At 41.8% G+C, this 23,961-nt stretch carries 19 protein-coding genes; 13 read left to right on the top strand and 6 right to left on the bottom strand.

What is annotated here, in order from left to right; translation table 11 throughout:
* From glsB to ftsY, 5 genes are all read right to left on the bottom strand, one after another.
* Positions 1-921, bottom strand: coding sequence for a glutaminase B (glsB, locus tag EVU92_RS07130; protein WP_130050618.1), 921 nt, complete (start codon positions 919-921; stop codon positions 1-3).
* An 80-nt stretch (positions 922-1,001) separates the two neighbouring features.
* Positions 1,002-1,865, bottom strand: a complete 864-nt coding sequence (gene rpoH, locus EVU92_RS07125) for an RNA polymerase sigma factor RpoH (protein ID WP_054551048.1) — start codon at positions 1,863-1,865, stop codon at positions 1,002-1,004.
* Positions 1,866-2,089: 224 nt separating this feature from the next.
* Positions 2,090-3,076 (bottom strand): permease-like cell division protein FtsX, encoded by a 987-nt coding sequence (gene ftsX / locus EVU92_RS07120; RefSeq protein WP_130050617.1) that lies wholly within the window; start codon positions 3,074-3,076, stop codon positions 2,090-2,092.
* Positions 3,073-3,750 (bottom strand): cell division ATP-binding protein FtsE, encoded by a 678-nt coding sequence (ftsE, locus tag EVU92_RS07115; protein ID WP_130050616.1) that lies wholly within the window; start codon positions 3,748-3,750, stop codon positions 3,073-3,075. The genes ftsX and ftsE overlap by 4 nt, the downstream gene beginning before the upstream one ends.
* 54 nt (positions 3,751-3,804) lie before the next feature.
* Positions 3,805-5,943, bottom strand: coding sequence for a signal recognition particle-docking protein FtsY (gene ftsY, locus EVU92_RS07110; RefSeq protein WP_130052248.1), 2,139 nt, complete (start codon positions 5,941-5,943; stop codon positions 3,805-3,807).
* 209 nt (positions 5,944-6,152) lie between these two features.
* Here ftsY and rsmD point away from each other — a divergent pair, with 209 nt between their 5' ends.
* From rsmD to EVU92_RS07045, 13 genes are all read left to right on the top strand, one after another.
* Positions 6,153-6,770: a 16S rRNA (guanine(966)-N(2))-methyltransferase RsmD gene (gene rsmD / locus EVU92_RS07105; protein ID WP_130050615.1), complete on the top strand. Its 618-nt coding sequence runs from the start codon at positions 6,153-6,155 to the stop codon at positions 6,768-6,770.
* 145 nt (positions 6,771-6,915) lie between these two features.
* Positions 6,916-7,131: a 30S ribosomal protein S21 gene (gene rpsU / locus EVU92_RS07100; RefSeq protein WP_002957797.1), complete on the top strand. Its 216-nt coding sequence runs from the start codon at positions 6,916-6,918 to the stop codon at positions 7,129-7,131.
* Positions 7,132-7,152: 21 nt separating this feature from the next.
* A complete protein-coding gene (locus EVU92_RS07095; protein ID WP_054551044.1) occupies positions 7,153-7,599 on the top strand; it encodes a GatB/YqeY domain-containing protein in 447 nt (148 codons plus the stop codon).
* A gap of 135 nt (positions 7,600-7,734) precedes the next feature.
* Positions 7,735-9,486, top strand: a complete 1,752-nt coding sequence (gene dnaG, locus EVU92_RS07090; RefSeq protein WP_130050614.1) for a DNA primase — start codon at positions 7,735-7,737, stop codon at positions 9,484-9,486.
* A 123-nt stretch (positions 9,487-9,609) separates the two neighbouring features.
* Complete coding sequence (rpoD, locus tag EVU92_RS07085) at positions 9,610-11,463, top strand: RNA polymerase sigma factor RpoD (protein WP_130050613.1); 1,854 nt, start codon at positions 9,610-9,612, stop codon at positions 11,461-11,463.
* A 64-nt stretch (positions 11,464-11,527) separates the two neighbouring features.
* The gene (gene prmA, locus EVU92_RS07080) at positions 11,528-12,409 is read left to right on the top strand and encodes a 50S ribosomal protein L11 methyltransferase (protein ID WP_130050612.1); all 882 of its coding nucleotides are present in this window, start codon (positions 11,528-11,530) and stop codon (positions 12,407-12,409) included.
* Positions 12,410-12,679: 270 nt separating this feature from the next.
* Positions 12,680-13,651, top strand: coding sequence for a tRNA dihydrouridine synthase DusB (gene dusB / locus EVU92_RS07075; RefSeq protein ID WP_054560983.1), 972 nt, complete (start codon positions 12,680-12,682; stop codon positions 13,649-13,651).
* A gap of 21 nt (positions 13,652-13,672) precedes the next feature.
* A complete protein-coding gene (gene fis / locus EVU92_RS07070) occupies positions 13,673-13,963 on the top strand; it encodes a DNA-binding transcriptional regulator Fis (RefSeq protein ID WP_002957804.1) in 291 nt (96 codons plus the stop codon).
* 228 nt (positions 13,964-14,191) lie between these two features.
* A complete protein-coding gene (purH, locus tag EVU92_RS07065) occupies positions 14,192-15,778 on the top strand; it encodes a bifunctional phosphoribosylaminoimidazolecarboxamide formyltransferase/IMP cyclohydrolase (RefSeq protein ID WP_130050611.1) in 1,587 nt (528 codons plus the stop codon).
* Between the two features lie 102 nt (positions 15,779-15,880).
* Entirely contained in the window at positions 15,881-16,702 is an 822-nt protein-coding gene (locus tag EVU92_RS07060; RefSeq protein WP_130052247.1) for a class I SAM-dependent methyltransferase, read from the top strand.
* A 15-nt stretch (positions 16,703-16,717) separates the two neighbouring features.
* Positions 16,718-18,004, top strand: a complete 1,287-nt coding sequence (gene purD / locus EVU92_RS07055; protein ID WP_130050610.1) for a phosphoribosylamine--glycine ligase — start codon at positions 16,718-16,720, stop codon at positions 18,002-18,004.
* A 93-nt stretch (positions 18,005-18,097) separates the two neighbouring features.
* Positions 18,098-20,596: an EAL domain-containing protein gene (locus EVU92_RS07050; RefSeq protein ID WP_130050609.1), complete on the top strand. Its 2,499-nt coding sequence runs from the start codon at positions 18,098-18,100 to the stop codon at positions 20,594-20,596.
* A 46-nt stretch (positions 20,597-20,642) separates the two neighbouring features.
* Complete coding sequence (locus EVU92_RS07045; protein ID WP_130050608.1) at positions 20,643-21,452, top strand: DUF2797 domain-containing protein; 810 nt, start codon at positions 20,643-20,645, stop codon at positions 21,450-21,452.
* Here EVU92_RS07045 and EVU92_RS07040 read toward each other — a convergent pair.
* Entirely contained in the window at positions 21,449-23,953 is a 2,505-nt protein-coding gene (locus EVU92_RS07040; RefSeq protein ID WP_130050607.1) for an EAL domain-containing protein, read from the bottom strand. The genes EVU92_RS07045 and EVU92_RS07040 overlap by 4 nt on opposite strands.
* Positions 23,954-23,961 lie beyond the last annotated feature (8 nt).

Below are 23,961 nucleotides of genomic sequence, written 5' to 3'. Positions count from 1 at the left end.
CTAAAAAATAGAAATATCCAGTTTCTGGGATAAACGCTCAAGAGCCGCTATCCCAGCAACTGAATTCCCATATGAGTTAAGTCTTGGCGCCCAAACAGCCACTGTAAATTGATTCGGTAACACAGCTAAAATAGTGCCCGAAACCCCAGATTTACCCGGCATACCCACACGGTAGCCAAAATCCCCCGCAGCATCGTATAAACCACTAGTAAACAGCAACGAGTTTAACTGCTTGTTTTGTCTAGCACTAAGTACTTCTTGCCCATTGGCATCTTTACCTTGGTTCGCTAAGTAGCTGTAAGCTTTTGCTAATTCTACGCAGTTCAGCTCTATGGCACAGAAGTTAAAGTAAGCCCATAAAACATCATCAACTTCATTATTAAAGTTGCCAAATGACTTCATTAGATGCGCCATCGCGGCATTGCGGTGACGAAACTCATATTCAGAATTAGCCACTTTCTTATCAATAACAACCTGAGCATTACCTGATAACTGGCGAAATGATTCAAGCATAGAGTGCATCGGTGCAGATAAACGACTGTATAAAGCGTCACAGGTGACAATAGCACCGGCGTTAATAAATGGGTTGCGTGGTATGCCCTGCTCAAACTCAAGCTGTGTGAGTGAGTTAAAAGCAGTGCCTGAAGGTTCTTTTCCGACTCGCTGCCATAATTCATCGCCATAACGCTGAAGCGCTAAGGTTAAGGTCATTACTTTTGAGACAGATTGAATCGTGAAACGCGTACTGCAGTCACCAGCGCAATAGGTTTGCCCATCCACGGTATGAATTGCAATTGCGAATTGGTTTGGTTCAACCTCTGCTAGCGCAGGAATATAATCAGCAACCTTACCTTGGCTCAGTAATGGCTGAACTTCTTTTGTGATTTCATCTAATACGTGTTGATAATCAATCTGTGACATACCGCGTCCTTTAAAACAAAAAGCCCCGCATTTGCGAGGCTTTGTAGTCTACTAAAGATGGTTTGCTATAGCGATTGCTATTAGCTCATAGCTGATTGCAGTTTTTTCATCGCTGTTTTTTCTAGCTGGCGAACACGCTCTGCTGAAACATTGTATTTCTCAGCAAGTTCTTGCAGTGTTGCTTTATCGTCAGCTAACCAACGCGCACTTACGATGTCTTGTGAACGCTCATCAAGCGTTTTTAACGCACTGAATAAGCGTGCATGAGACTGTTCTTGCCATTGCTGCTCTTCGATATCATCAGCAAGATCTGCACTGCCATCAGTTAAATATTGTACTGGCGAGTATGTGCTTGTCGGTGCATCGTCATTGTCATCGCCCGTTAAGTCAAAGCCCATATCTTGGCCACTCATACGTGATTCCATCTCACGTACTTCTTTTTCACTTACACCTAGCTCATTAGCAACTGTGCTAACTTCAGCTTGGTTAAACCAACCTAAACGCTTTTTATTTTTACGTAGGTTGAAGAATAATTTACGTTGCGCTTTTGTTGTAGCAACTTTCACGATACGCCAGTTTTTCAGTACGTACTCATGAATTTCGGCTTTGATCCAATGTACTGCGAATGAGACTAAGCGGACACCTACACTTGGGTCGAAACGTTTTACCGCTTTCATCAGACCTATGTTACCTTCCTGAATTAAATCAGCTTGCGGTAAGCCATAACCTGAATAGCTTTTCGCAATATGAGCAACAAAGCGCAGGTGCGACATAATGAGTTGCTTCGCAGCTTCAAGATCACCTTCTTCCTGAAGACGAGTCGCCAACTGCTTTTCTTTCTCTGCATCAAGCATAGGAATAGTGCTAACCGCTTGAAGGTAGCCGTCCATACTTGCGCTCTGTTGACCTGCAGTAAGTGCCATTGCGTATAAATCTTTACTCATTTTTCACCTCAGTGATAAACATTTGAAACCATCTTAGCACTCTTTAAGCGAGAGTGCTAACTTCAATTAAAAACTTTTTTAAAGTTCAAATCAAGTGGTTTTTGTATCTATTTTTAGTCTACGCTAACACGCTGAATAAGCGATGAATTCTAGCTTGGAGTGATATTTTTAAAAATTTACGCGAATACTATTTATCGCTAAAAACGAAGTGTAACAACGAATTGTTACACTTTATCGGGTTCAATTTCTTTTATGTAGCGGTTAACTGATAGGTAAGAACCAACAAATCCTAACCCTGTTGCAAGGGCAACCAAAATGCCAAACTCTTTCAGTGTTAAGCCAATTAAGTCAAAGTTGGTTTCATATACGCCAGCAACATCACTCACCGCAGCGCCAAGCCACCACATCATTAAAGCAACGCAAATAAAAGAGAACAAACCACCAATAATGCCGTACCAAATACCCGTCCATAAAAATGGCGCATGAATAAAGGTATTTGTCGCCCCTACTAACTTCATCACTTGAATTTCATCTTTCTTATCCATGATCGATAAACGGATCGTATTACCAATGATCAGGGTAACGGAGGTTAATAATAGTAGAGCGATGGTAATCACGCTTTCTTTTAATAAACTTAAAAGTGCGTTTAAGCGTTCAAGCCAAGCAATATCGAGCTTACCAAAGTCAACTTCTCTTTCGGCTTCCAGCTTTTGTAATAATTGCTTTGCCGTATTAGGCTGACGGTATCGTGCTGTGGGTGTGACAATAACAACATCAGGTAACGGGTTAGCATCTAAATACTCAAGTGCTTGACCAAATCCTGATACTTGTTTGAATTCAGTGAGGGCATCGCCTTTTGATATAAACTCCACTTTATCTACTTCAGGGTAGAGTGCTAAACGCTTAACTAAAGTCTGCGTTTGTTGTTCAGTCATGGTTTCTTTTACGAACAACGAAATCTCTGCAGCATCTTCAAAGCCACTGCTTACTTGAGAGACATTTTTAACTACTAAATAAAGTGTCGCAGGGAGCGTTAAGCTTAAACCTAATACCGCAATGGTCATCAATGAAGCAAGAGGCGTTCGCCACATTTCACCTAGGCTGTGCACTCCTTGACGAATAAGGTTAATAAAGAAGAAATAAGGCGCAGCTAAAAATGACTTTTTCTGACGTTCGTTTTGGCTATTACGACTTTTAAATAATAAACTCATAGCGTCCCCTCAGCTAAAGGGTCCTCAATCATGCGACCATCTTTCAGCGTTAGACTGCGATAACGCATACGCGCAATTAAGCCGATATCGTGAGTTGCAATGAGCACAGTTGTACCATGATTATTAAAGTCTTCAAATAAACGTAATATGTCCATTGAAAGCTCAGGATCTAAGTTACCTGTTGGCTCATCGGCTAGTAAAATAGGTGGTGAATTTACGATAGCTCGGGCAATACCAACCCGCTGCTGCTCACCACCCGATAACGTTGCAGGATTACACTTTGCTTTATCAAGTAACCCAACTTTATCAAGCGCACCATGAACACGCTTAGCTATTTGCTTATGGTGTGTACCTTCTATGATTAAAGGCAAAGCAACATTATCAAACACTGAGTAACGTTCTAGCAAACGATGATTCTGGAAGATGATACCTATATCGCGACGAACATAAGGGATCTGACGGGATTTAACTGCATTTAAATCAACACCATTAATAAGCACCTGCCCCGCTGATGGACGCTCCATCAAGCTAATGAGCTTTAATAATGTACTTTTACCTGCACCACTATGCCCTGTTAAAAAGGCCAATTCGCCAGGTTTAATATGAAAGCTGACTTTTTCAAGGGCACGATGGCCACCTGGATATGTTTTACTGACTTGCTGAAAATTTATCATTTTAGTTATCAATCATCTTGCAGCGAAAAAAGGGAGCAAGCTCCCTCTAATTAATTATGCGTCATCCTCGTCTTGGCTAAATAGCGCATCAATAAAGTCACTACTATTAAAGGTACGTAAATCATCAATACCTTCACCAACACCAATGTAACGAATTGGGATGTTAAATTTATCTGCAACGGCGAAAATCACACCGCCTTTTGCGGTACCATCTAATTTAGATAAAGTGATACCTGTTAAACCAACACATTCATTAAATAGTTTAACTTGGCTAATTGCATTTTGACCCGTACCAGCATCGATAGTTAGCATCACTTCATGCGGTGCATCTGGGTCAATTTTCTTCATTACACGAGCTATTTTCTCAAGCTCCTGCATTAAGTTGTCTTTATTTTGCAAGCGACCTGCTGTATCAGCGATTAACACATCAACATTACGCGCTTTTGCTGCCTGAAAAGCATCAAAAACTACTGAAGCACTGTCTGCACCTGTATGTTGAGCAATAACAGGTATGCTATTACGCTCTCCCCAAACTTGAAGCTGCTCAACCGCTGCAGCACGGAAAGTGTCACCTGCAGCAAGCATCACCGACTTACCTTCACTTTGGAATTGCTTAGCTAATTTACCAATTGTAGTGGTTTTACCAACACCATTTACACCCACCATTAAGATAACAAATGGTTTTTTATCACCACTTACAACCAGCGGTTGCTCCGCAGTTTTGAGCATGCTTGCCATTTCTTGCTTCATTAGCTCGTATAAAGCATCACCATCTTTTAACTGCTTACGATCCGCTGCATCTGTTAGGTTATCAATCAACTTCATAGTTGTATCAACACCTAAGTCCGCTGTCAGTAACTGTGTCTCTAGCTCTTCGAATAACTCATCGTCTATTTTCTTACCACTAAAGATAGAGGCAAATCCTGAGCCGATATTAACGCGAGTTTTTAATAAGCCCTTTTTAAGGCGCGCGAAGAAGCCTTCTTTCTTCGGTTTTTCAGCGGCTTGAGCTGCTTTTTCTTGCTCTAAACGTTCAGCTTGTGCTTTTTCTGCAGCAATGCGCTCTTGTTCTACACGTTCCGCTTCCGCCTTTTCTGCCGCAATACGTTCTTGCTCTAAACGTTCAGCTTGTGCTTTCTCTGCCGCGATGCGTTCTTGTTCTACACGTTCAGCTTCTGCTTTTTCTGCAGCAATGCGCTCTTGCTCTAAACGCTCAGCTTGTGCTTTTTCTGCAGCAATGCGTTCTTGTTCTACACGTTCAGCTTCTGCTTTTTCTGCAGCAATGCGTTCTTGTTCTAAACGTTCAGCTTGTGCTTTCTCTGCCGCGATGCGTTCTTGCTCTAAACGCTCAGCTTGTGCTTTCTCTGCCGCGATGCGTTCTTGCTCTAAACGCTCAGCTTCTGCATTTTCTGCCGCGATACGTTCTTGTTCTAAACGTTCAGCTTGTGCTTTCTCTGCCGCGATGCGTTCTTGCTCTAAACGCTCAGCTTCTGCATTTTCTGCCGCGATACGTTCTTGTTCTAAACGTTCAGCTTGTGCTTTCTCTGCCGCGATACGTTCTTGTTCTAAACGTTCAGCATCGGCTTTTTCTGCCTCGATACGTTCTTGTTCTAAACGTTCAGCTTCTGCTTTCTCTGCAGCAATGCGTTCTTGCTCTAAACGCTCAGCATCGGCTTTTTCTGCCGCGATACGTTCTTGCTCTAAACGCTCAGCTTCTGCTTTCTCTGCCGCGATACGTTCTTGTTCTAAACGCTCAGCTTCGGCTTTCTCTGCCGCGATACGTTCTTGCTCTAAGCGCTCAGCATCACGTCTTTCAGCTGCAATACGCTCTTGCTCTAAACGTTCTGCTTCCGCCTTTTTGGCTGCAATAAGCTCAGCTTCGCGTTGCGCTTGTTCTGCGGCAACACGTTCTTGCTCTAATTTCATAGCCGCTTCTTGCTCTGCAAGACGGGCTTGTTGTTCTTGACGTTGCTGCTCTGCTGCTTGTTGCTCTTGAGCTAAGCGATCCGCTTCGGCTTTTTCTGCTGCAATGCGCTCTTGCTCTAAACGCTCCGCTTCCGCCTTTTCGGCTTCAATACGCTGCTGTTCTTCTATTTGCTTCTGGTTATCAGCCTCTTTTGCTGCTTGTTCTGCTTGTTGCTTATCTGATTTGCCAAAACCAAACCAAGACAGGAATTTACTTTTTTTTGCCATACTTGCTAATAACCACTTATAAAAATCTGATAAACTTATATGAATAATAGTTTGGTGACAGTTCAGCTTTTTAGCCAAACATAAACAGGTACCATCTATCGCTAAGATCGCAATACTATCACTTTTAGCGCTGTAGAAAAATGACACGCTAGCTATTGCATACAATATTATCTGAGCTAGGGGTCAGTTACCAATAATTAGTGAATTAAATGAGAAAAAAATCAACAGCTAACCGCCAAACAAAAGCAGCGAATAATAAATCATCAAATGGCTTTATTCGTATCATTAGTGGGCAATTTCGCGGTAGAAAATTACCAGTAAAAGATGTGCAAGGCTTGCGCCCAACCACAGATCGTATAAAAGAAACCGTATTCAACTGGCTAATGCAAGATACACGTGGCGCAGCTGTACTCGATTGCTTTGCCGGTTCTGGCGGTTTAGGTTTTGAAGCTTTATCTCGATTTGCAGAACGTGCTGTCTTTTTCGAGCTAGATAAAGGTGCCGCTAACCAATTACAAGAAAACATTAGCACTCTTAAATTGGATAATGCCGCAATAAAACAAGGTAATAGCCTTTCATTATTGGACCAAAACACGCAAAACGAGCAATTTGATCTAATTTTTGTTGACCCACCATTTCGACAAAATTTGGCTGAAAAAAGTTGTTTTTTACTCGAAAAAAATAACTGGTTAACTGCCCAAGCACTAATTTATGTTGAGGTCGAAAGCGAACTAAGCGACTTAGACATTCCAGATAACTGGATGCTTTTAAAAGAAAAAACTGCTGGGCAAGTGATTTGTCGTTTGTATCAACGCGAGACAAATTAACACTATTTTGCAAACCTAGTTTCTGTTAATATTATTCTTTACATGTGGTGTTGCTTCGGATTACAATACCGCACCATTTTTGAACCACTTGATCGTTATTCGATCAACTTGAGCAACGCTCATTATTTAGGTAGGTGAATTTTTAATGCCAGTAATTAAAGTAAGAGAGAACGAACCGTTTGACGTAGCACTTCGTCGCTTCAAGCGTTCATGTGAAAAAGCAGGTATCCTTTCAGAAGTTCGTCGTCGCGAGCACTATGAAAAACCAACAGCTGAGCGTAAGCGTAAAAAAGCTGCTGCAGTAAAGCGTCACATGAAGAAGCTTTCTCGCGATAACGCACGTCGCGTTAAATTATACTAATCAGTATTTGGTCTTGTATAAATGAGCCTTTTATTAACGCTAAAAGATGCGCAAAAAGATGCGATGAAGGCAAAAGACAAAGAACGTCTTAAGCCTATCCGCATGGTACTTGCTGCAATCAAGCAACGTGAAATTGACGAGCAAATTACGCTTGACGACGACGGTATTACCGCTGTTTTAGTAAAGCTTGTTAAACAACGTCGCGATTCTTACACCCAGTACATTGATGCGGGTCGTGAAGATTTAGCTGAAATTGAAGCCAGTGAGATTAAAGCACTTGAAGAATTCTTACCTCAACAACTGAGTGAAGAAGAAATCATTGCTCTTATTGACTCGGCTATAGCTGATACAAACGCAGCGGGTATGCAAGACATGGGTAAGGTAATGGGAGTTATCAAAAGCAAAGCTGAAGGTCGTGCCGATTTAGGCAAGATTTCTGGCTTAATCAAGCAACGATTAACTGCCTAACCCCCACATACAGATGTATGATTCAAGCAAACCGAGCCTAGTGCTCGGTTTCTTGCTTTTAGTCTTTCATAAACACAGTAATTGTGTTCAAATCTTATTTTAGAACGCATAGATAGTGCAGGAAAAACAACAGCTATGGCCGGAAAGATCCCTCGACAGTTTATTGATGATTTACTCGCTCGCACAGATATTGTTGAGTTAATTGATTCGAGAGTTGGCCTCAAAAAAGCGGGTAAAGACTACCAAGCCTGTTGCCCTTTCCATAACGAAAAGTCACCTTCTTTTACCGTTTCTCAAGATAAACAGTTTTACCACTGCTTTGGTTGTGGTGCGAATGGCAATGCAATTTCGTTTGTTATGGAATACGACAAATTAGAGTTTGTTGATGCTATTGAAGAATTAGCGAGTATGCTCAATTTAGACGTACCTCGCGAACAAGGCACAAGCTCAGGCCCGCAACGCACCGCAGAACAAAAGCGCTCTGATTACGATTTAATGTTGCATGCTGCTCGCTTTTATCAACATCAATTAAAGCATCATGCCAACTCAAAAATGGTTATCGACTATATTAAAGGTCGTGGTTTAAGCGGTGAAACAGCGAAGAAGTTTATGATTGGTTATGCGCCTAGTGAATGGGAAGCACTCTGCCAACAACTTGGCCGCAACAAAGAACAAAAAGAACAACTTGTTGAGTTAAAGCTTGCCTCTGAAAAGTCGCCTGGTCGCCAATTTGACTTCTTCCGTGACCGACTCATGTTCCCTATTCGCGATAAACGCGGTCGGGTGATTGCGTTTGGTGGCCGTGTTATGCAAGCGGATCAAGGTCCAAAATACCTCAACTCACCAGAAACGCGTATTTTCCATAAAGGCTTTGAACTTTATGGTTTATACGAAGCAAAGCAAGCACATAAAAAACTTGAACATATTTTAATTGTTGAAGGTTATATGGATGTTGTTGCTTTAGCTGAGCAAGGCATCGAGTATGCCGTTGCAGCCCTTGGCACTGCAACTACCGCAGAGCATATGCACACTTTATTTAGAACTACAGATAAAGTGGTTTGCTGCTACGATGGTGACCGTGCGGGCCGCGATGCTGCTTGGCGTGCTCTGGAGAATGCGCTTCCTTATCTTGCAGATGGCAAATCATTAAAGTTTGTGTTTTTACCAGACGGTGAAGACCCTGATTCACTGGTACAAAAAGAAGGTAAAGACGCTTTTGAAGCAAGGTTAAAGGAAGCCGATGATTTTACCAAGGTGCTGTTTAATAAGCTCAGCCAAGAGATTGACCTTACACAAGATGCAGGTAAAGCAAAGCTACTTAGTGATGCCCTGCCGTTGATTGAAAAAATTCCCAGTGATTTTTACCAAGAAAATATATTGGAACATCTTGGCCGCTTAATAGGTCGAACAAGAGAGCAATTAAATAATCGCGTTAAATCACCAAAGCAACAGCACGCTATTGAACGTAAATTTAAAATAACGCCGATGCGCCAAGCGATTGGTATTTTATTGCAACACCCAAACTTGGCGACCAGCATAGCTTATATGCCGGAATTGGCAGAAATGAAAATAGCTGGTATTGAGCTGTTTTTGCGGATACAGCACTTAGCGCTAGAGCGTGAAGGCATAACGACAGCACAAATTTTAGAGTCATTTCGCGATACCGCCGAATATGACGCGCTGGTTAAATTAGCAACTTGGCAGCACCAAATAAATGACGATCGTTTAGAGACTGTTTTTAAAAATACTTTTAAATTTATTGAAGACCAGTGTTTAAATTATCGACTAGAGACCCTATTAATAAAAGACAAGACCCAAGGCTTAAGCAGTGAAGAAAGGCTAGAATGCCACTTACTGACGCAAGCGTTAAAAGGCAGCAACAGCTAGTCAGAATTGAATAATGCTGTTATACTGTGCTATTCACTGCGTCTAGTTAGTTTTCGTGTCGCTTAATTAGTAAGCGAGCTGGCGCCTGTTGTATCAACTTTCAGAGTGGAAGAATAAATCTCTATGGATCCAACTCCTCAGTCACAATTAAAGCTTCTGATTCAAAAAGGTAAAGAGCAAGGTTATTTAACTTTTGCAGAAGTTAATGATCACCTTCCACAAGACATTATCGACTCAGATCAGGTAGAAGATATCATTAGCATGATTAATGATATGGGTATCAAGGTAAGTGAAAACGCGCCTGATGCCGATGAATTAATGATGCAAGAAACAACGACAGACGAAGACGCAGCAGAAGCCGCGGCAGCTGCACTTGCGACTGTAGAAAAAGAGATCGGTCGAACAACTGACCCTGTACGTATGTATATGCGTGAAATGGGTACTGTTGAACTTCTTACGCGTGAGGGCGAAATCGTAATCGCTAAGCGTATTGAGGAAGGTATTAACCAAGTACAGATTTCAGTTGCTGAATACCCAGAAGCAATTACCTATCTACTAGAGCAATGGGACAAGTTTGAAGCAGAAGAAATGCGCTTAAGCGACATTATTTCTGGTTTCTTTGACCCTAACAATGAAGATGAATCACAAATCTCTGCAACACACATCGGTTCTGAGTTAAACGAAGAGCAACTCGACGACGAAGACGACGAAGAGGATGATGATGAAGACAGTGATGACGATGACGATAGTGATGGCGATACAGGCCCTGATCCTGAAGAAGCGCGTATTCACTTCGAAAATTTACGTGAGCTTTATAACAAAGCACGCGATACGTTCGAAGAAAAAGGTCGCTCACATCCTGATTCACAGGAAGCTATTACAGAAATCGGCGAACTATTTAAAACATTTAAATTAGTGCCAAAACAGTTTGACCGCATGGTTAATAACATGCGTGAAATGATGGACCGCGTTCGTGTACAAGAGCGTATTATCATGAAGCAAGCTGTACAAATTGCTAAGTTACCGAAAAAGAACTTCATCAAGCACTTTGCAAACAACGAAACGGATGCTAGCTGGATTGACCTTGAGATTGCTGCAAATGAGAAATACTCTGTAGCTCTTGAAGAAGTTAAACCAGAAATCATTCGTTGCATCAGCAAACTAAGTGCAATTGAAGAAAGCACGGGTCTTAGCATCGAACGAATTAAAGACATCAACCGTCGTATGAGTATTGGTGAGGCGAAAGCTCGCCGTGCGAAGAAAGAAATGGTTGAAGCGAACTTACGTCTTGTAATTTCAATCGCGAAAAAATATACCAACCGTGGTTTACAATTCTTAGACCTTATCCAAGAAGGTAATATTGGTCTAATGAAAGCGGTTGATAAGTTCGAATACCGCCGTGGTTATAAGTTCTCAACTTATGCAACATGGTGGATCCGTCAAGCAATTACGCGTTCGATTGCTGACCAAGCACGTACCATCCGTATTCCTGTGCACATGATTGAGACGATCAACAAGTTAAACCGTATCTCTCGTCAAATGCTACAAGAGATGGGGCGTGAGCCGAGCCCAGAAGAATTAGCTGAGCGTATGTTAATGCCTGAAGACAAGATCCGTAAGGTACTTAAAATCGCTAAAGAGCCAATTTCAATGGAAACGCCAATCGGTGATGATGAAGATTCGCACTTAGGTGACTTCATTGAAGATACCACTATAGATTCACCTATTGATTCTGCAACAATGGAATCATTACGTGGCGCTACAAACGACGTATTAGCAGGCTTAACAGCACGTGAAGCTAAAGTACTGCGTATGCGCTTTGGTATCGACATGAACACTGATCATACATTAGAGGAAGTTGGTAAGCAGTTTGACGTAACACGTGAGCGTATTCGTCAAATCGAAGCGAAAGCGTTACGTAAATTACGTCACCCTTCTCGCTCTGACTTACTGAAAAGCTTCTTAGATGCTAAGTAATTTAGTATCGCATTTTTAACTAAAAGGCCGCTGTTGCGGCCTTTTTTCTATTCGAGAGATATTCATGGCTTGGATCCAAATTCGTATCAATGCAAACGCTGACAACGCAGAATTAATCAGCGACTTATTAATGGACACTGGCAGTGCCTCAGTGACCTATGTTGACGCCAAAGATACCCCTATTTATGAGCCAAAGCTTGGCACAGTTCAACTATGGGCTGATACCACTGTCATTGGCCTTTATGACGCAAACCACGATATGGACAGCGTTGTAGAGACTCTAAAAGCTGAAGCAACACTCGCCGATAAACTTGTTTATAAGATTGAACAGCTTGAAGATAAGGATTGGGAACGAGAGTGGATGGATAACTTCCACCCAATTCAATTTGGTGAACGCTTATGGATCTGTCCAAGCTGGCGTGATATTCCAGATCCTAATGCTGTTAATGTATTACTCGATCCTGGTCTTGCTTTTGGTACGGGTACCCATGCAACCACGGCGCTTTGTTTAAAATGGCTAGAAAGCCAAGATTTAACAGGTAAAACCGTTGTCGATTTTGGTTGTGGCTCGGGTATTTTAGGAATAGCGGCAATCAAATTAGGTGCTGAGCGCATGATTGGTATCGATATTGATCCACAAGCCCTTGAGGCAAGCCGCGATAATGCAAAACGTAATGGTGTTGCAGATAAACTTGAAGTGTATTTACCTGAAGATCAGCCAGAGTTCACAGCCGATATTGTGGTTGCAAACATTCTAGCTCAACCACTTCGCGAACTACATGAAGTGATCTTAGGCCTTTTAAAACCGAATGGTAAAATTGCTATGTCAGGTATTTTAGAAGAGCAAGCTCAGTCTGTTGCCGACGTTTATGCCCCATTTTTAGTCCTTGATGAAGTGGCTGCTGAGGGGGAATGGACCCGAGTAAGCGGCATAAAGAAAGCCTAAACAGCCCTAGAGCATTTACTCAAACATAATAGGTAAAGCCAGTATTTAACAGGCTTTACCTTATTTTTACAGTTAGTAGTTTCTCACTTTTTAGTGAGTAAAAATTTTTCTGTTCAAATAACAAACAAATCAACCTACCCGTCAAACTGTTATCAAAAGTCAATACGAAAAGGGCAAAAAAAAGTCACTTTTGTTCAATTTATAGCCTTTGATTTTTGCTAAAAAAGCCGTAAACTTAGCGCCCCTTGAAAAGAGGCCAATTGAATAACAGTGCGTATCGGTTCATACCAACTTGAGAACAACGTAATTGTCGCGCCAATGGCAGGCATTACAGACAGACCATTTAGACAACTTTGCCGTCGCTTAGGTGCTGGCCTTGCTGTTTCTGAAATGCTCTCGTCAAACCCGAAAGTATGGAAAACCGAAAAATCGATGAACCGTATGGATCACAGCGGTGAGTCGGGAATTCGCTCGGTGCAAATCGCCGGTGCCGATCCTGAGCTTATGGCGCAGGCAGCACAATTCAATGTCAGCAATGGTGCACAGATCATAGATATCAATATGGGGTGCCCGGCTAAAAAAGTGAATAAGAAACTCGCAGGCTCTGCCTTATTACAGTTTCCTGAATTAGTACAAGAGATACTCGATGCCGTTGTTAATGCTGTCGATGTCCCTGTCACTTTAAAAATCCGTACCGGATGGGATCAGGATAACCGTAATGGTGTCGAGATTGCGAGAATAGCTGAACGTTATGGCATTGCCTCACTTGCAGTACATGGACGAACACGTGCATGTATGTATAAAGGTGAAGCAGAGTACGCCACAATTAGGGATATTAAACGTTCAGTGTCTATCCCTGTCGTTGCCAATGGTGATATTACTTCACCAGAAAAAGCAAAGCAGGTTTTGGATTATACGGGTGCAGATGCCATTATGATTGGTCGAGCCGCCCAAGGTCGCCCTTGGATTTTTAGGGAGATAGACCACTATTTGCGAACTGGAGAACATTTGCCAGCACCTGAAATTTCAGAAGTGCGTAGCATTTTGATGGAGCATTTAGACAATCTTCATCAGTTTTACGGGGAGCCAATGGGAGCGCGTATCGCTCGAAAGCATGTATCTTGGTATTTGCAAACCCATGACAGTGACGGTCAGTTTAGGCGAGTATTTAATGCGTTAGATAACCCACAGGCACAAGTCGACGCATTAGAAGAATACTTTAAAACACTAGCAGCTAACTAAGAAAGAAAGAGACATATAACGATGTTCGAACAAAACGTGACTTCTCCATTTATCACAAACCCTCATGTACAGTCACACGAGAAACCACAGCCGTTGCGTGATGCAGTGAAAAAAGCTGTTCATCACTACTTAAAGCAACTTAATGGTCAAGACGTACAAGACGTATACGACCTTGTTCTTTCTGAGCTAGAAGCACCATTACTTGAAGAAGTAATGACGTACACGCGTGGTAACCAAACTCGTGCTGCAATCTTACTAGGTATCAACCGTGGTACTTTACGTAAGAAGCTTAAAAAATACGGCATGAACTAATACTGGTTATTGAAACCGTAATCATTCTAACGAGCTATCGTTATAATTGCTTACAGCTTCATAGTAACTGGTAATAAGTTATTTGAAAAAAGCACCTTAGGGTGCTTTTTTTATAGCTGTTAAAAACTATGCAAAATCCTCACGCTTTAAACGTCGTTTTTTAAAGCAGATTCAGTTAAAATACCGCCTTTCTAAGCTAGCTCAAACATTGAGGTAATCAAAACTACAATGGATACACATCGTCCAATTCGTCGCGCACTATTAAGTGTGTCAGATAAAACCGGTATCGTTGAATTTGCTCGCGCTCTTGAAGCACAAGGCGTGGATATTTTATCAACTGGCGGTACTTGCAAATTACTTGCTGATAACGGCATCAAAGTCACTGAAGTATCTGACCATACTGGTCACCCTGAGATCATGGATGGTCGCGTAAAAACACTTCATCCAAAAATTCACGGCGGCATCCTAGCGCGTCGCGGTCAAGATGAAGACGTAATGAACGAGAATAACATCTCTGCTATCGATATCGTTGTAGTTAACTTATACCCCTTCGCAAACACTGTTGCGAAAGAAGACTGCAGCCTAGAAGATGCAATTGAAAACATTGATATCGGTGGTCCAACTATGGTTCGCGCTGCGGCGAAAAACCATAAAGACGTGACTATTGTTGTAAATGCAAAAGATTACGACCGTGTAATCAGCGAAATGCAAAACAACAATGGTTCAACAACTTATAAAACGCGTTTTGATCTAGCTATTGCCGCTTATGAGCACACAGCTCAGTACGATGGCATGATTGCAAACTACTTCGGCAAAATGGTTCCTGACTATACAGAGGAAGCTGCTGAAGAGACTAAGTTCCCACGTACTATCAACATGCAGTTCACTAAGAAGCAAGATATGCGCTACGGTGAGAACTCACACCAAGACGCTGCTTTTTATGTTGAAAACGACTTAACTGAAGCATCTGTTGCAACTGCGGTTCAACTGCAAGGTAAAGCACTTTCTTATAACAATATTGCTGATACTGACGCAGCATTAGAGTGTGTAAAAGAATTCGACGTACCAGCGTGTGTTATCGTAAAACATGCGAACCCTTGTGGTGTGTCAATTGGTGACAACATTCTTGAAGCCTATGATCGCGCATTCAAAACTGACCCTACATCAGCATTTGGTGGCATCATCGCGTTCAACAAAGAACTTGATGCAGACACTGCTGAAGCGATTGTTTCTCGTCAATTCGTTGAAGTTATCATTGCACCTAAAGTATCTGAAGCAGCTGCACAAATCGTATCTGCTAAGCAAAACGTACGCTTATTAGAATGTGGTGAATGGTCTGGTAATGCAACGGGTCACGATATCAAGCGCGTTAATGGCGGTATTTTAGTTCAAGACCGTGATCTAGGCATGGTAACGCAAGGCGACCTTAAAGTTGTATCTAAGCGTCAACCAACTGAGCAAGAATTAAAAGATCTATTATTCTGCTGGAAAGTAGCTAAATTCGTTAAGTCTAACGCGATTGTATATGCTCGTGACGGTATGACTATCGGTGTAGGCGCAGGCCAAATGAGCCGTGTTTACTCAGCGAAAATTGCAGGTATCAAAGCAGCTGACGAAAACCTTGAAGTAAAAGGTTCTGTTATGGCATCTGATGCATTCTTCCCATTCCGTGACGGTATTGATGCAGCTGCAGAGGCTGGCATCACTGCTGTTATCCAACCAGGTGGTTCAATGCGCGATGAAGAAGTTATCGCTGCAGCTGACGAAGCTGGTATGGCAATGGTATTTACAGGTATGCGCCATTTCCGCCACTAATCACATAAAGGGTTAAGCAAATAGCTTAACCCTTTTTGTTTGCCACAAATTCACGTATTCTGATTAATAATAATAATTACCCATATAATGAAGGAACAGATGATGAAATTTGCCGTAAAATCGTTACTCGTTGCCAGCCTTGCGCTAACATCAGCACAGGCACTAAGCCACGCCCATGAATCAGCGCTTACAAATGCTGTGCAATCAAGCGAACGTGATGCTAAAAATAGCGCACGTGATAAATATCGCCATCCAGTTGAAACACTTGAGTTCTTTGGCTTTAAGCCAAACATGACAGTTGTTGAAATTGCTCCAGGCGGTGGATGGTATAGCGAAATCCTTGCACCAGCCGTAAAAGGTCATGGTGTTTACTACGCGGCACATTTCCCAGCAGATTCTGAAGTGGGTTATTACCAACGTTCATTAGCTGGTTTCAAGAAAAAGATGAGCGATGACGCGCGCTTCAGTGAAGTTAAACTGACTGAATTTGCGCCAGTGACACATCTTGATATTGCACCAGCGGATAGCGCTGATCTTGTCTTAACATTCAGAAATGTCCACAACTGGTACATGGGTAAAGATAAAGAAGGCGCGTTAAGTGCATTTAAAGCATTTTATAAAGCACTTAAACCAGGCGGCACTTTAGGTGTGGTTGAACACCGCCTACCTGAGTCTCGCAGCGATGAAGATCAGAAATCATCAGGTTATATGAAGCAAAGCTATGTAATTGAAATTGCAAAGCAAGCTGGCTTTGAACTAGTGGCAAGCAGTGACATTAATGCAAACCCTCTTGATACAGCTGATCACCCTAAAGGGGTATGGACACTACCACCACGTTTAGCACTTGACGAAAAAGACGCTGCTAAATATAAAGCGATTGGTGAAAGTGACCGTATGACGCTGAAGTTTAAAAAACCGCTATAAATAGGATTATACGCCATGAATGTACTTGTCATCGGCAGTGGCGGCCGCGAACACGCTCTTGCGTTTAAGGCTGCACAAAATACTAAAGTAAACACCGTTTTCGTCGCTCCTGGTAACGCAGGTACTGCACTTGAGCCAAAACTTGAAAACGTTGCTATTAATGTTGAAGACTTAGCAGGTTTAGTTACTTTTGCTAAAGAAAACAACGTTGAGTTAACCATTGTTGGCCCTGAAGTACCTCTTGTTTTAGGTGTGGTTGATACATTCCGTGAAAACGGTTTGGCTATCTTCGGCCCAACAGCAGGTGCTGCACAATTAGAAGGCTCTAAGTCGTTCACTAAAGACTTCTTAGCACGTCACGACATTCCAACAGCGGATTATCAAACATTTGAACAAATCGAACCTGCGCTTGCATACCTAAAAGAAAAAGGTGCGCCAATTGTTGTTAAAGCTGATGGCTTAGCAGCGGGTAAAGGCGTTATCGTTGCGATGACTGAACTTGAAGCTGAAGAAGCTATTCGCGATATGCTTGCAGGCAACAGCTTTGGTGAAGCTGGTAGCCGTGTGGTTATCGAAGAGTTCTTAGAAGGCGAAGAAGCATCTTTCATCGTGATGGTTGATGGCAAAAACGTGTTGCCATTTGCAACTAGCCAAGACCACAAACGTGCTTACAATGGTGACCAAGGTCCAAACACTGGCGGCATGGGTGCATACTCACCTGCACCAGTGGTTACAGATGAAATTCACCAGCGCATTATGAATGAAGTGATCAACCCGACAGTTGAAGGCATGGCAAAAGAAGGCCACCCTTACACTGGCTTCTTATACGCTGGTTTAATGATCACCGCTGATGGCACTCCAAAAGTGATTGAATACAACTGTCGTTTTGGCGATCCAGAAACACAACCTATGATGCTTCGTCTTAAGTCTGACCTTGTTGAGCTTATCGAAGCGGCTAACCGTGAAGAACTTGATAAAACCGATATCGAGTTCGATCCGCGCGCAGCTGTAGGTATTGTACTAGCAGCAAAAGGCTACCCAGATAGCTACCCGAAAGGTGACACTATCAACGGCTTACAAGTTACTTATCCTGAAGGTGAAAAAGTATTCCACGCAGGCACTAAGCAAGACGGCGAAAATGTTGTTACGGCTGGCGGTCGTGTGCTTTGTGCTACAGCGCTTGGCAACACAGTTACTGAAGCGCAACAACGTGCTTATAAACTAGTTGATGAAATCAGCTGGGAAGGCATGGAATATCGTACAGATATCGCTTACCGTGCAATTGCTCGCGAACAGAATTAAGGTCAAACCAGTCTAATTCTAATAAAGCGCAGTTTATCTGCGCTTTTTTAATGCTACACTAATAAGAATATTTACCTAGATAAAGAACTAATTTTGAATAATAAAGCACTGAAATATAACTTTGTTTCATTTCTTATTTTAACAATTTTGTTTTTTATCATTGCCACCCTAGCGGCTCATTTAGCCAGCCCTACCCGCTATACCATTGACAAAACGGCGCCTATTTACAGTAAAACGGCGTATCGAATCGACTACAGTAAATCACTAACTCTGGAGCAGTTTTTAGCAGAACCAGAAAAGCTAAAGCAACGCCCTTTTAAAGATATTGAGTGGGATTTAGCCGAGCAAGATTATTGGCTAAAGCTTGATTTAGAAAACCGTCAAACAAAGCCAGTAGAGCTGTCTATTCACTTTGACAACCCAATGGTTGATTACCTCACTGTCTATCATGTTGATGATAAGGGGCTGCTTATAGATACAACCGAGCTAGGAGATAAAGTAGCTGGGCTCAGTTTGTTCCAATACAGCACACCGCACAGCATTTTAACAATGCAGGGCAACGAGCAAACAACCCTCATTATTAAGATAGATACTGTTGGTATTAGTAAGACACCTATCAATATTTATGGTGAAAAAGAGTTCCAAGATTTACTTCGTTCACAGTCGGGTATTTGGGGGATCTTTATTGGCGTGCTGATAATGGCAGCCCTCTATAACTTGGTATTATTTTTAGGGATTCGTGACCGTGTCTACCTTATTTACATAGGTTATATAATCTCAGCATTGCTACTTATGGGCTCAGTGCTTGGTTTTGGTTTTTATCTATGGCCTTTGTCATGGCAAATGTTTTTTAATGAGCAAGTGGTCTTCAGTAACTATGCAATAGCCTTTTTCACTGTAGCATTTTGCACTATGTTCTTACGCTACCATAAAGACAATTGCCGCCTTTATAAACTCAGTATTAGCTTTTTAGCCCTGCTCTTCAGTCTCAGCCTGATCAGTTTTTTCATGCTGGAATATCATTCTTCAAAAATCTTTTTTGCCATCATGGTACCGCTTTATATTTTATGTATTTGCATGATATACAAAAAGTTAGTGAGTGGCTTTAGATGGGCAAAGTTTTATGTAATGTCTTGGGTGCCACTGATAGTAGGCGCTGCAATTCAACCTTTAGAGCTTACTGGATTTATTCAGTATAGCTTTGCAGTTAGACATATTTTTTTAGTCGCTATTCTGTGTGAAATTGTGCTCATGGCAATGGCGCTGGCTGATCGAGTCCGGTATCAACGTGAAAAAGCGCTGTATCATGCAACTCATACTCAACAAACAGAGTTACTCAATCAAGCTATGCTCAAACAAGCCTATATGGCGATCACTTCAGAGCACAGGCTCGCTAATCTTTGTTTAGTGAAAATAGAGCAATTTAATGCCCTAATGAGCATCCTTAAGCCAAGTCAGAGTAGCCAAATAATTATCACAGTTGCTCAATCCCTAGAGCATCAAATCAATAAAAAGAGACAATTTATTAATTTAGAGTCGGCTTTAGATAATAGCCCAAAAGTAGCTGATTTAGGGAATGGTATACTCGCCTTTATTTCTACCAAAATTCAATCTCAAGTAGAGCTTTATCAAGAGCTTAACAACCTTTGTAAACAGCTCCCTAAACAATATAAAGTGGCAGGCTTAGACCTACAGCTTTACTATCGCTTTAGCATTACCGAGCCGGTTAGTGATGATGGCTTTGATATTTGGCTGCAGCGTGGCTACTTGGGTTTATCACAAAAACAACAAAATATTGACTTTAACGCACCACATATTGATATGGATGTCAGCCTTGCTGCAGAATTACAGCAAGCAATACGAAGCAATACCTTAGCCATTTACTTACAGCCAATTATCAATTTACACAGCGGCGCTATCTGTGGTGCTGAGGCGCTATTACGCTGGCCTACAGCTGGTAAGTATCTCGATATTGAGCAACTGATTTTATTGGCTGAACGAACAGGTTTAATCAATGAACTAAGCTTATGGGTAATTGATCAGGCTTGCCTTGCTGCTGCACAGCTTAATCGACAAGGTTACCGCGAGCATACCATTAGCGTTAATTTAAGTGCGAAAAATCTCGCTATCCCTAAACTCGTCGAAAAAGTCGAAAACACTATCTTAAAACATGGTATTACCGCGGATCAGTTAAAGTTTGAATTAACCGAGTTTGCGCTTATTAAAAACCATGATGAAATGGTCAGCTTTATCAGCGAGCTCAATAAACTCGGGAGTAAGGTAGTACTCGATGACTTTGGTACTGGCTACTCTTCGTTGAACTACTTGGTGAATTATTCATTTAGCACTATAAAAGTAGATAAGTGCTTTATTCTGGATTTAGTGGATAACACAACTAATCAAGTGGTTGTAAAAACCGCCATTGATATGGCCCATAACCTTGATATGAATATCACCATCGAAGGTGTTGAAAACCAAGCTACAGAGAAAATGCTGATCAAAATGGGTGCTGATCAAGGCCAAGGCTATTATTACAGCAAAGCACTGCCGATTAATGAGTATCTAAGCTTTATTGCCTCACAATTTAAATAGGGCGTGTTACACTGCTCTTTTTAACATCTTTAGGGGCCATGTAAAGATGCAAGGTACGATCAGAAAATTAAAGTCGACACTCACCTCTCCTGTCGAATATCAATTACCTATTGGTGATGAGCTAGTTTCGTTAAATGACTATATTGGTAAACCGCTAACACTCACTTTTACTGGCAATATTTTTTGCTGTAACTGCGGTAAAAAAACCAAGAAAAGCTACTCTCAAGGCCACTGTTTCGTGTGTATGCGCAAACTGGCTAGTTGTGACATGTGTATCATGAAGCCTGAAACGTGCCACTTTGATAAAGGTACCTGTCGTGAGCCGCAGTGGGGTGAAGAAAACTGCATGATCCCGCATTACGTGTATTTAGCAAACACCTCAGGCCTAAAAGTAGGTATTACACGCCATACTCAAATTCCTACACGCTGGATTGACCAAGGTGCGACGCAAGCTTTACCTATCTTCAAAGTACAAACCCGCCTTCAATCTGGTTTAGTTGAGGTTGCCTTAGCCAAGTTTATTGCTGATAAAACCAATTGGCGAAACATGCTAAAAGGCCAATCTGAAGCAATTGATTTAAAAGCCGCTGCCAGTGAGCTGATCCCACAAATTGATGCTAAGCTGAGTGAACTTGCTGAACTGTTTGGCTCAACGGCAATTGAAAAGCTCGATGAAGATGTGGTTGAGCTAGACTACCCTGTGAGTGAATACCCAAGCAAAATCAGCTCTTTCAATTTTGATAAAGCACCAGAAGTATCGGGGATTTTAAAAGGCATTAAAGGCCAGTACCTAATTTTTGATACTGGCGTAATTAATATTCGTAAGTTTACTTCTTATGAGATAAGCCTTAATTAATCGCTTTTTTCTGTATTAAGGTAAAAGTCATACCATTGCTGTTTCGCTACGGGACGGCAAAAATAATAGCCTTGAATGATATCGCAGTTAAGTGAACGTAAGTAATTTAACTGCTCTACCTTCTCAACCCCTTCGGCGACAACATGAATACTTAAACTTTTCGCAAGACTAATAATCGCCGTTACTATTTCACTATTACCATACTCATCAGGTACTTTTGCTATAAAGCTGGCATCTATTTTTAACGTATCAATAGGCAGTTTTGTTAAATAACTTAAAGCCGAATACCCCGTACCAAAGTCATCCAAAGTAATATGCACACCTAGTTTTTTCAGCGCCAACAACTCTTGCTTGGCCTCACTAAAGTGGCTTATAAAACAGCTTTCCGTCAGCTCAACTTCAAGCTTGTGTGGGTCAACATCATAACGCTCAAGTAAACGCTCAACATTCGATGCTAATTGCCCCTGACGTAAGTGATTCGCCGATATATTAATTGCTAAGCGCCCTGCTTCAATCCCTTGTTGCTGCCACTTTTCTAACTCTTTACAAGCCTGCTCGATTACCCATAAATCGAGTTTTACAATTAGACCAAGCTCTTCAGCAAGGGGGATAAATTTAGCCGGTGAGATCACGCCAAGATTCGGCTCATGCCAACGCAAAAGCGCTTCAACACCTAAAATTTTACCCGAGTTTAACTCTTGCTTCGGTTGGAAATAAAGCTCAAATTCGTCACATTCAATGGCATTTTGCAAACGGCTCATCATTGCCAGACGTTCTAAAGAGCGCGCATTCATAGCTGGTTTAAATAATTGAAATGAATTACGACCGACTTCTTTGGCGCGGTACATAGCAATATCAGCATGCTTAAGTAATGTGGCGCTATCTACGCCATCATCTGGATAAACTGCTGCGCCAATAGAGGCTGTAATTGCAACTACATGCTCGTTAATAGCAAGCGGCATACTCACTTGCTGTAATACTTGTTCTGCAAAGTTTAATAACGTTTCAACACGATTTACTTCGCATAGTAAAACAAATTCATCACCACCTAAGCGTGCTAAGGTATCCCCTTCAGGTAAGATTGATAAAATTCGTTCAGCAACTTGTTCAAGCAAATTATCACCTGCGTCATGTCCTAAGCTGTCGTTGACCTCTTTAAAGCGATCTAAGTCGATAAACATTACAGCTAAAAGATCATGGTTACGCTTGGCGGTGCTTAGTGCAATGGAGAGCCTGTCATGAAATAAGCGCCGATTTGGCAGGCCGGTCAATTCATCGTAATAGGCAAGCTGGGCAATTTTTTCTTCAGCACGTTTACGCTCAGTAATATCGCTAAAAATAGCTGCATACAGCACCTCATCAAAGTTAGGGTCTTTAATTTGAATGATGGTTAGCCACTCAACAAACTCTTCGCCGCCTTTCTTACAATTACAGATCTCCCCTTGCCACACCCCTTCATATTCAATGGCATGCCACATTTTTTGATAAAAAGAACGACTATGTTTTGTTGAGCTTAGAATATTTGGCCGCTTACCTATTACTTCATGTTCAGCAAAACCTGTCAGCTCAGTAAAAGCTGGGTTAACTTGAATAATGGTGCCGTCTTTGCGAGTTAACATGATGCCATCAAGTGAGGCATCAATAATTTTATTTGCAAGAAATAGGTTACGTTGTGACTTTTGCAAAGCAAGATCACGCTGCTCAATAGCACGCTCAAGCTCGCAACAATAAGCCGATTCAATCTCTGTGATCAAATCAGCAAATGAAATCACCCCACAGATCTCATCATCTTTGACCACCAAATGGCGAACATTATGCTCTGTCATAGTGCGATAAGCATCAAATAAACTACTTTCACAATCAATTTCAATTAACGGATAACTGGCATACTGCCAACAGGGATTTAGCCACTCAGTTTGGATTATCAATTCAACAATGTCGCGCTGAGTAATAATACCGTGTACTTCAAGCTCTCGGTTATAAACCAGCACACTATCAAGCCTGCCAGTTCGCATCAGCTGCACAACCTCTTCAATCGGTGTCTGCGCATCAACGACCTCAAGGTCGGTGCGGTATTGCTCATGAATAGGCCTAAACTGTAGGTAGTGGTCCAGACCTTGGTTATGAACGATATCAGAAAGGTTCAGCATACCAGCAGGTTGGTTCTCACTATCCATTACTAATAAATGGCGAATACCATGTTGTTGAAAACGCAGCGTTGCATCACTGACTGAACATTGGTTAGGCACCGTAATAACAGGTGCTGACATCACCTCATGTATGGCAAGATTCTTGTAAGCTGGGCTGCTGATATCAATTTTCAAACAATCAGCTTCAGTCCAAATCCCAACCACGGACTGTTCATGTTGGATAAAAATAGCCGTTACATTGTGAACATGCATCAACCTTACCGCATCGACCAAAGGCGTATGCGCAGGACATGATACCAATTTATGCGAAAAGACATCACTGACCTTTTGATGTCGTCTTGGTTGATTCATAAGTCGAC

The organism is Pseudoalteromonas sp. MEBiC 03485 (assembly GCF_004195145.1).
GTDB classification, from domain to species: Bacteria; Pseudomonadota; Gammaproteobacteria; order Enterobacterales; family Alteromonadaceae; genus Pseudoalteromonas; species Pseudoalteromonas apostichopi.
This window is presented reverse-complemented; position numbering and strand designations above follow the sequence as displayed.

Coding starts and splice junctions, on each gene's coding strand:
- glsB (WP_130050618.1), bottom strand. CDS start 921: ATGTCACAGATTGATTATCAACACGTATTAGATGAAATCACAAAAGAA.
- rpoH (WP_054551048.1), bottom strand. CDS start 1,865: ATGAGTAAAGATTTATACGCAATGGCACTTACTGCAGGTCAACAGAGC.
- ftsX (WP_130050617.1), bottom strand. CDS start 3,076: ATGAGTTTATTATTTAAAAGTCGTAATAGCCAAAACGAACGTCAGAAA.
- ftsE (WP_130050616.1), bottom strand. CDS start 3,750: ATGATAAATTTTCAGCAAGTCAGTAAAACATATCCAGGTGGCCATCGT.
- ftsY (WP_130052248.1), bottom strand. CDS start 5,943: ATGGCAAAAAAAAGTAAATTCCTGTCTTGGTTTGGTTTTGGCAAATCA.
- rsmD (WP_130050615.1), top strand. CDS start 6,153: ATGAGAAAAAAATCAACAGCTAACCGCCAAACAAAAGCAGCGAATAAT.
- rpsU (WP_002957797.1), top strand. CDS start 6,916: ATGCCAGTAATTAAAGTAAGAGAGAACGAACCGTTTGACGTAGCACTT.
- EVU92_RS07095 (WP_054551044.1), top strand. CDS start 7,153: ATGAGCCTTTTATTAACGCTAAAAGATGCGCAAAAAGATGCGATGAAG.
- dnaG (WP_130050614.1), top strand. CDS start 7,735: ATGGCCGGAAAGATCCCTCGACAGTTTATTGATGATTTACTCGCTCGC.
- rpoD (WP_130050613.1), top strand. CDS start 9,610: ATGGATCCAACTCCTCAGTCACAATTAAAGCTTCTGATTCAAAAAGGT.
- prmA (WP_130050612.1), top strand. CDS start 11,528: ATGGCTTGGATCCAAATTCGTATCAATGCAAACGCTGACAACGCAGAA.
- fis (WP_002957804.1), top strand. CDS start 13,673: ATGTTCGAACAAAACGTGACTTCTCCATTTATCACAAACCCTCATGTA.
- purH (WP_130050611.1), top strand. CDS start 14,192: ATGGATACACATCGTCCAATTCGTCGCGCACTATTAAGTGTGTCAGAT.
- EVU92_RS07060 (WP_130052247.1), top strand. CDS start 15,881: ATGAAATTTGCCGTAAAATCGTTACTCGTTGCCAGCCTTGCGCTAACA.
- purD (WP_130050610.1), top strand. CDS start 16,718: ATGAATGTACTTGTCATCGGCAGTGGCGGCCGCGAACACGCTCTTGCG.
- EVU92_RS07045 (WP_130050608.1), top strand. CDS start 20,643: ATGCAAGGTACGATCAGAAAATTAAAGTCGACACTCACCTCTCCTGTC.
- EVU92_RS07040 (WP_130050607.1), bottom strand. CDS start 23,953: ATGAATCAACCAAGACGACATCAAAAGGTCAGTGATGTCTTTTCGCAT.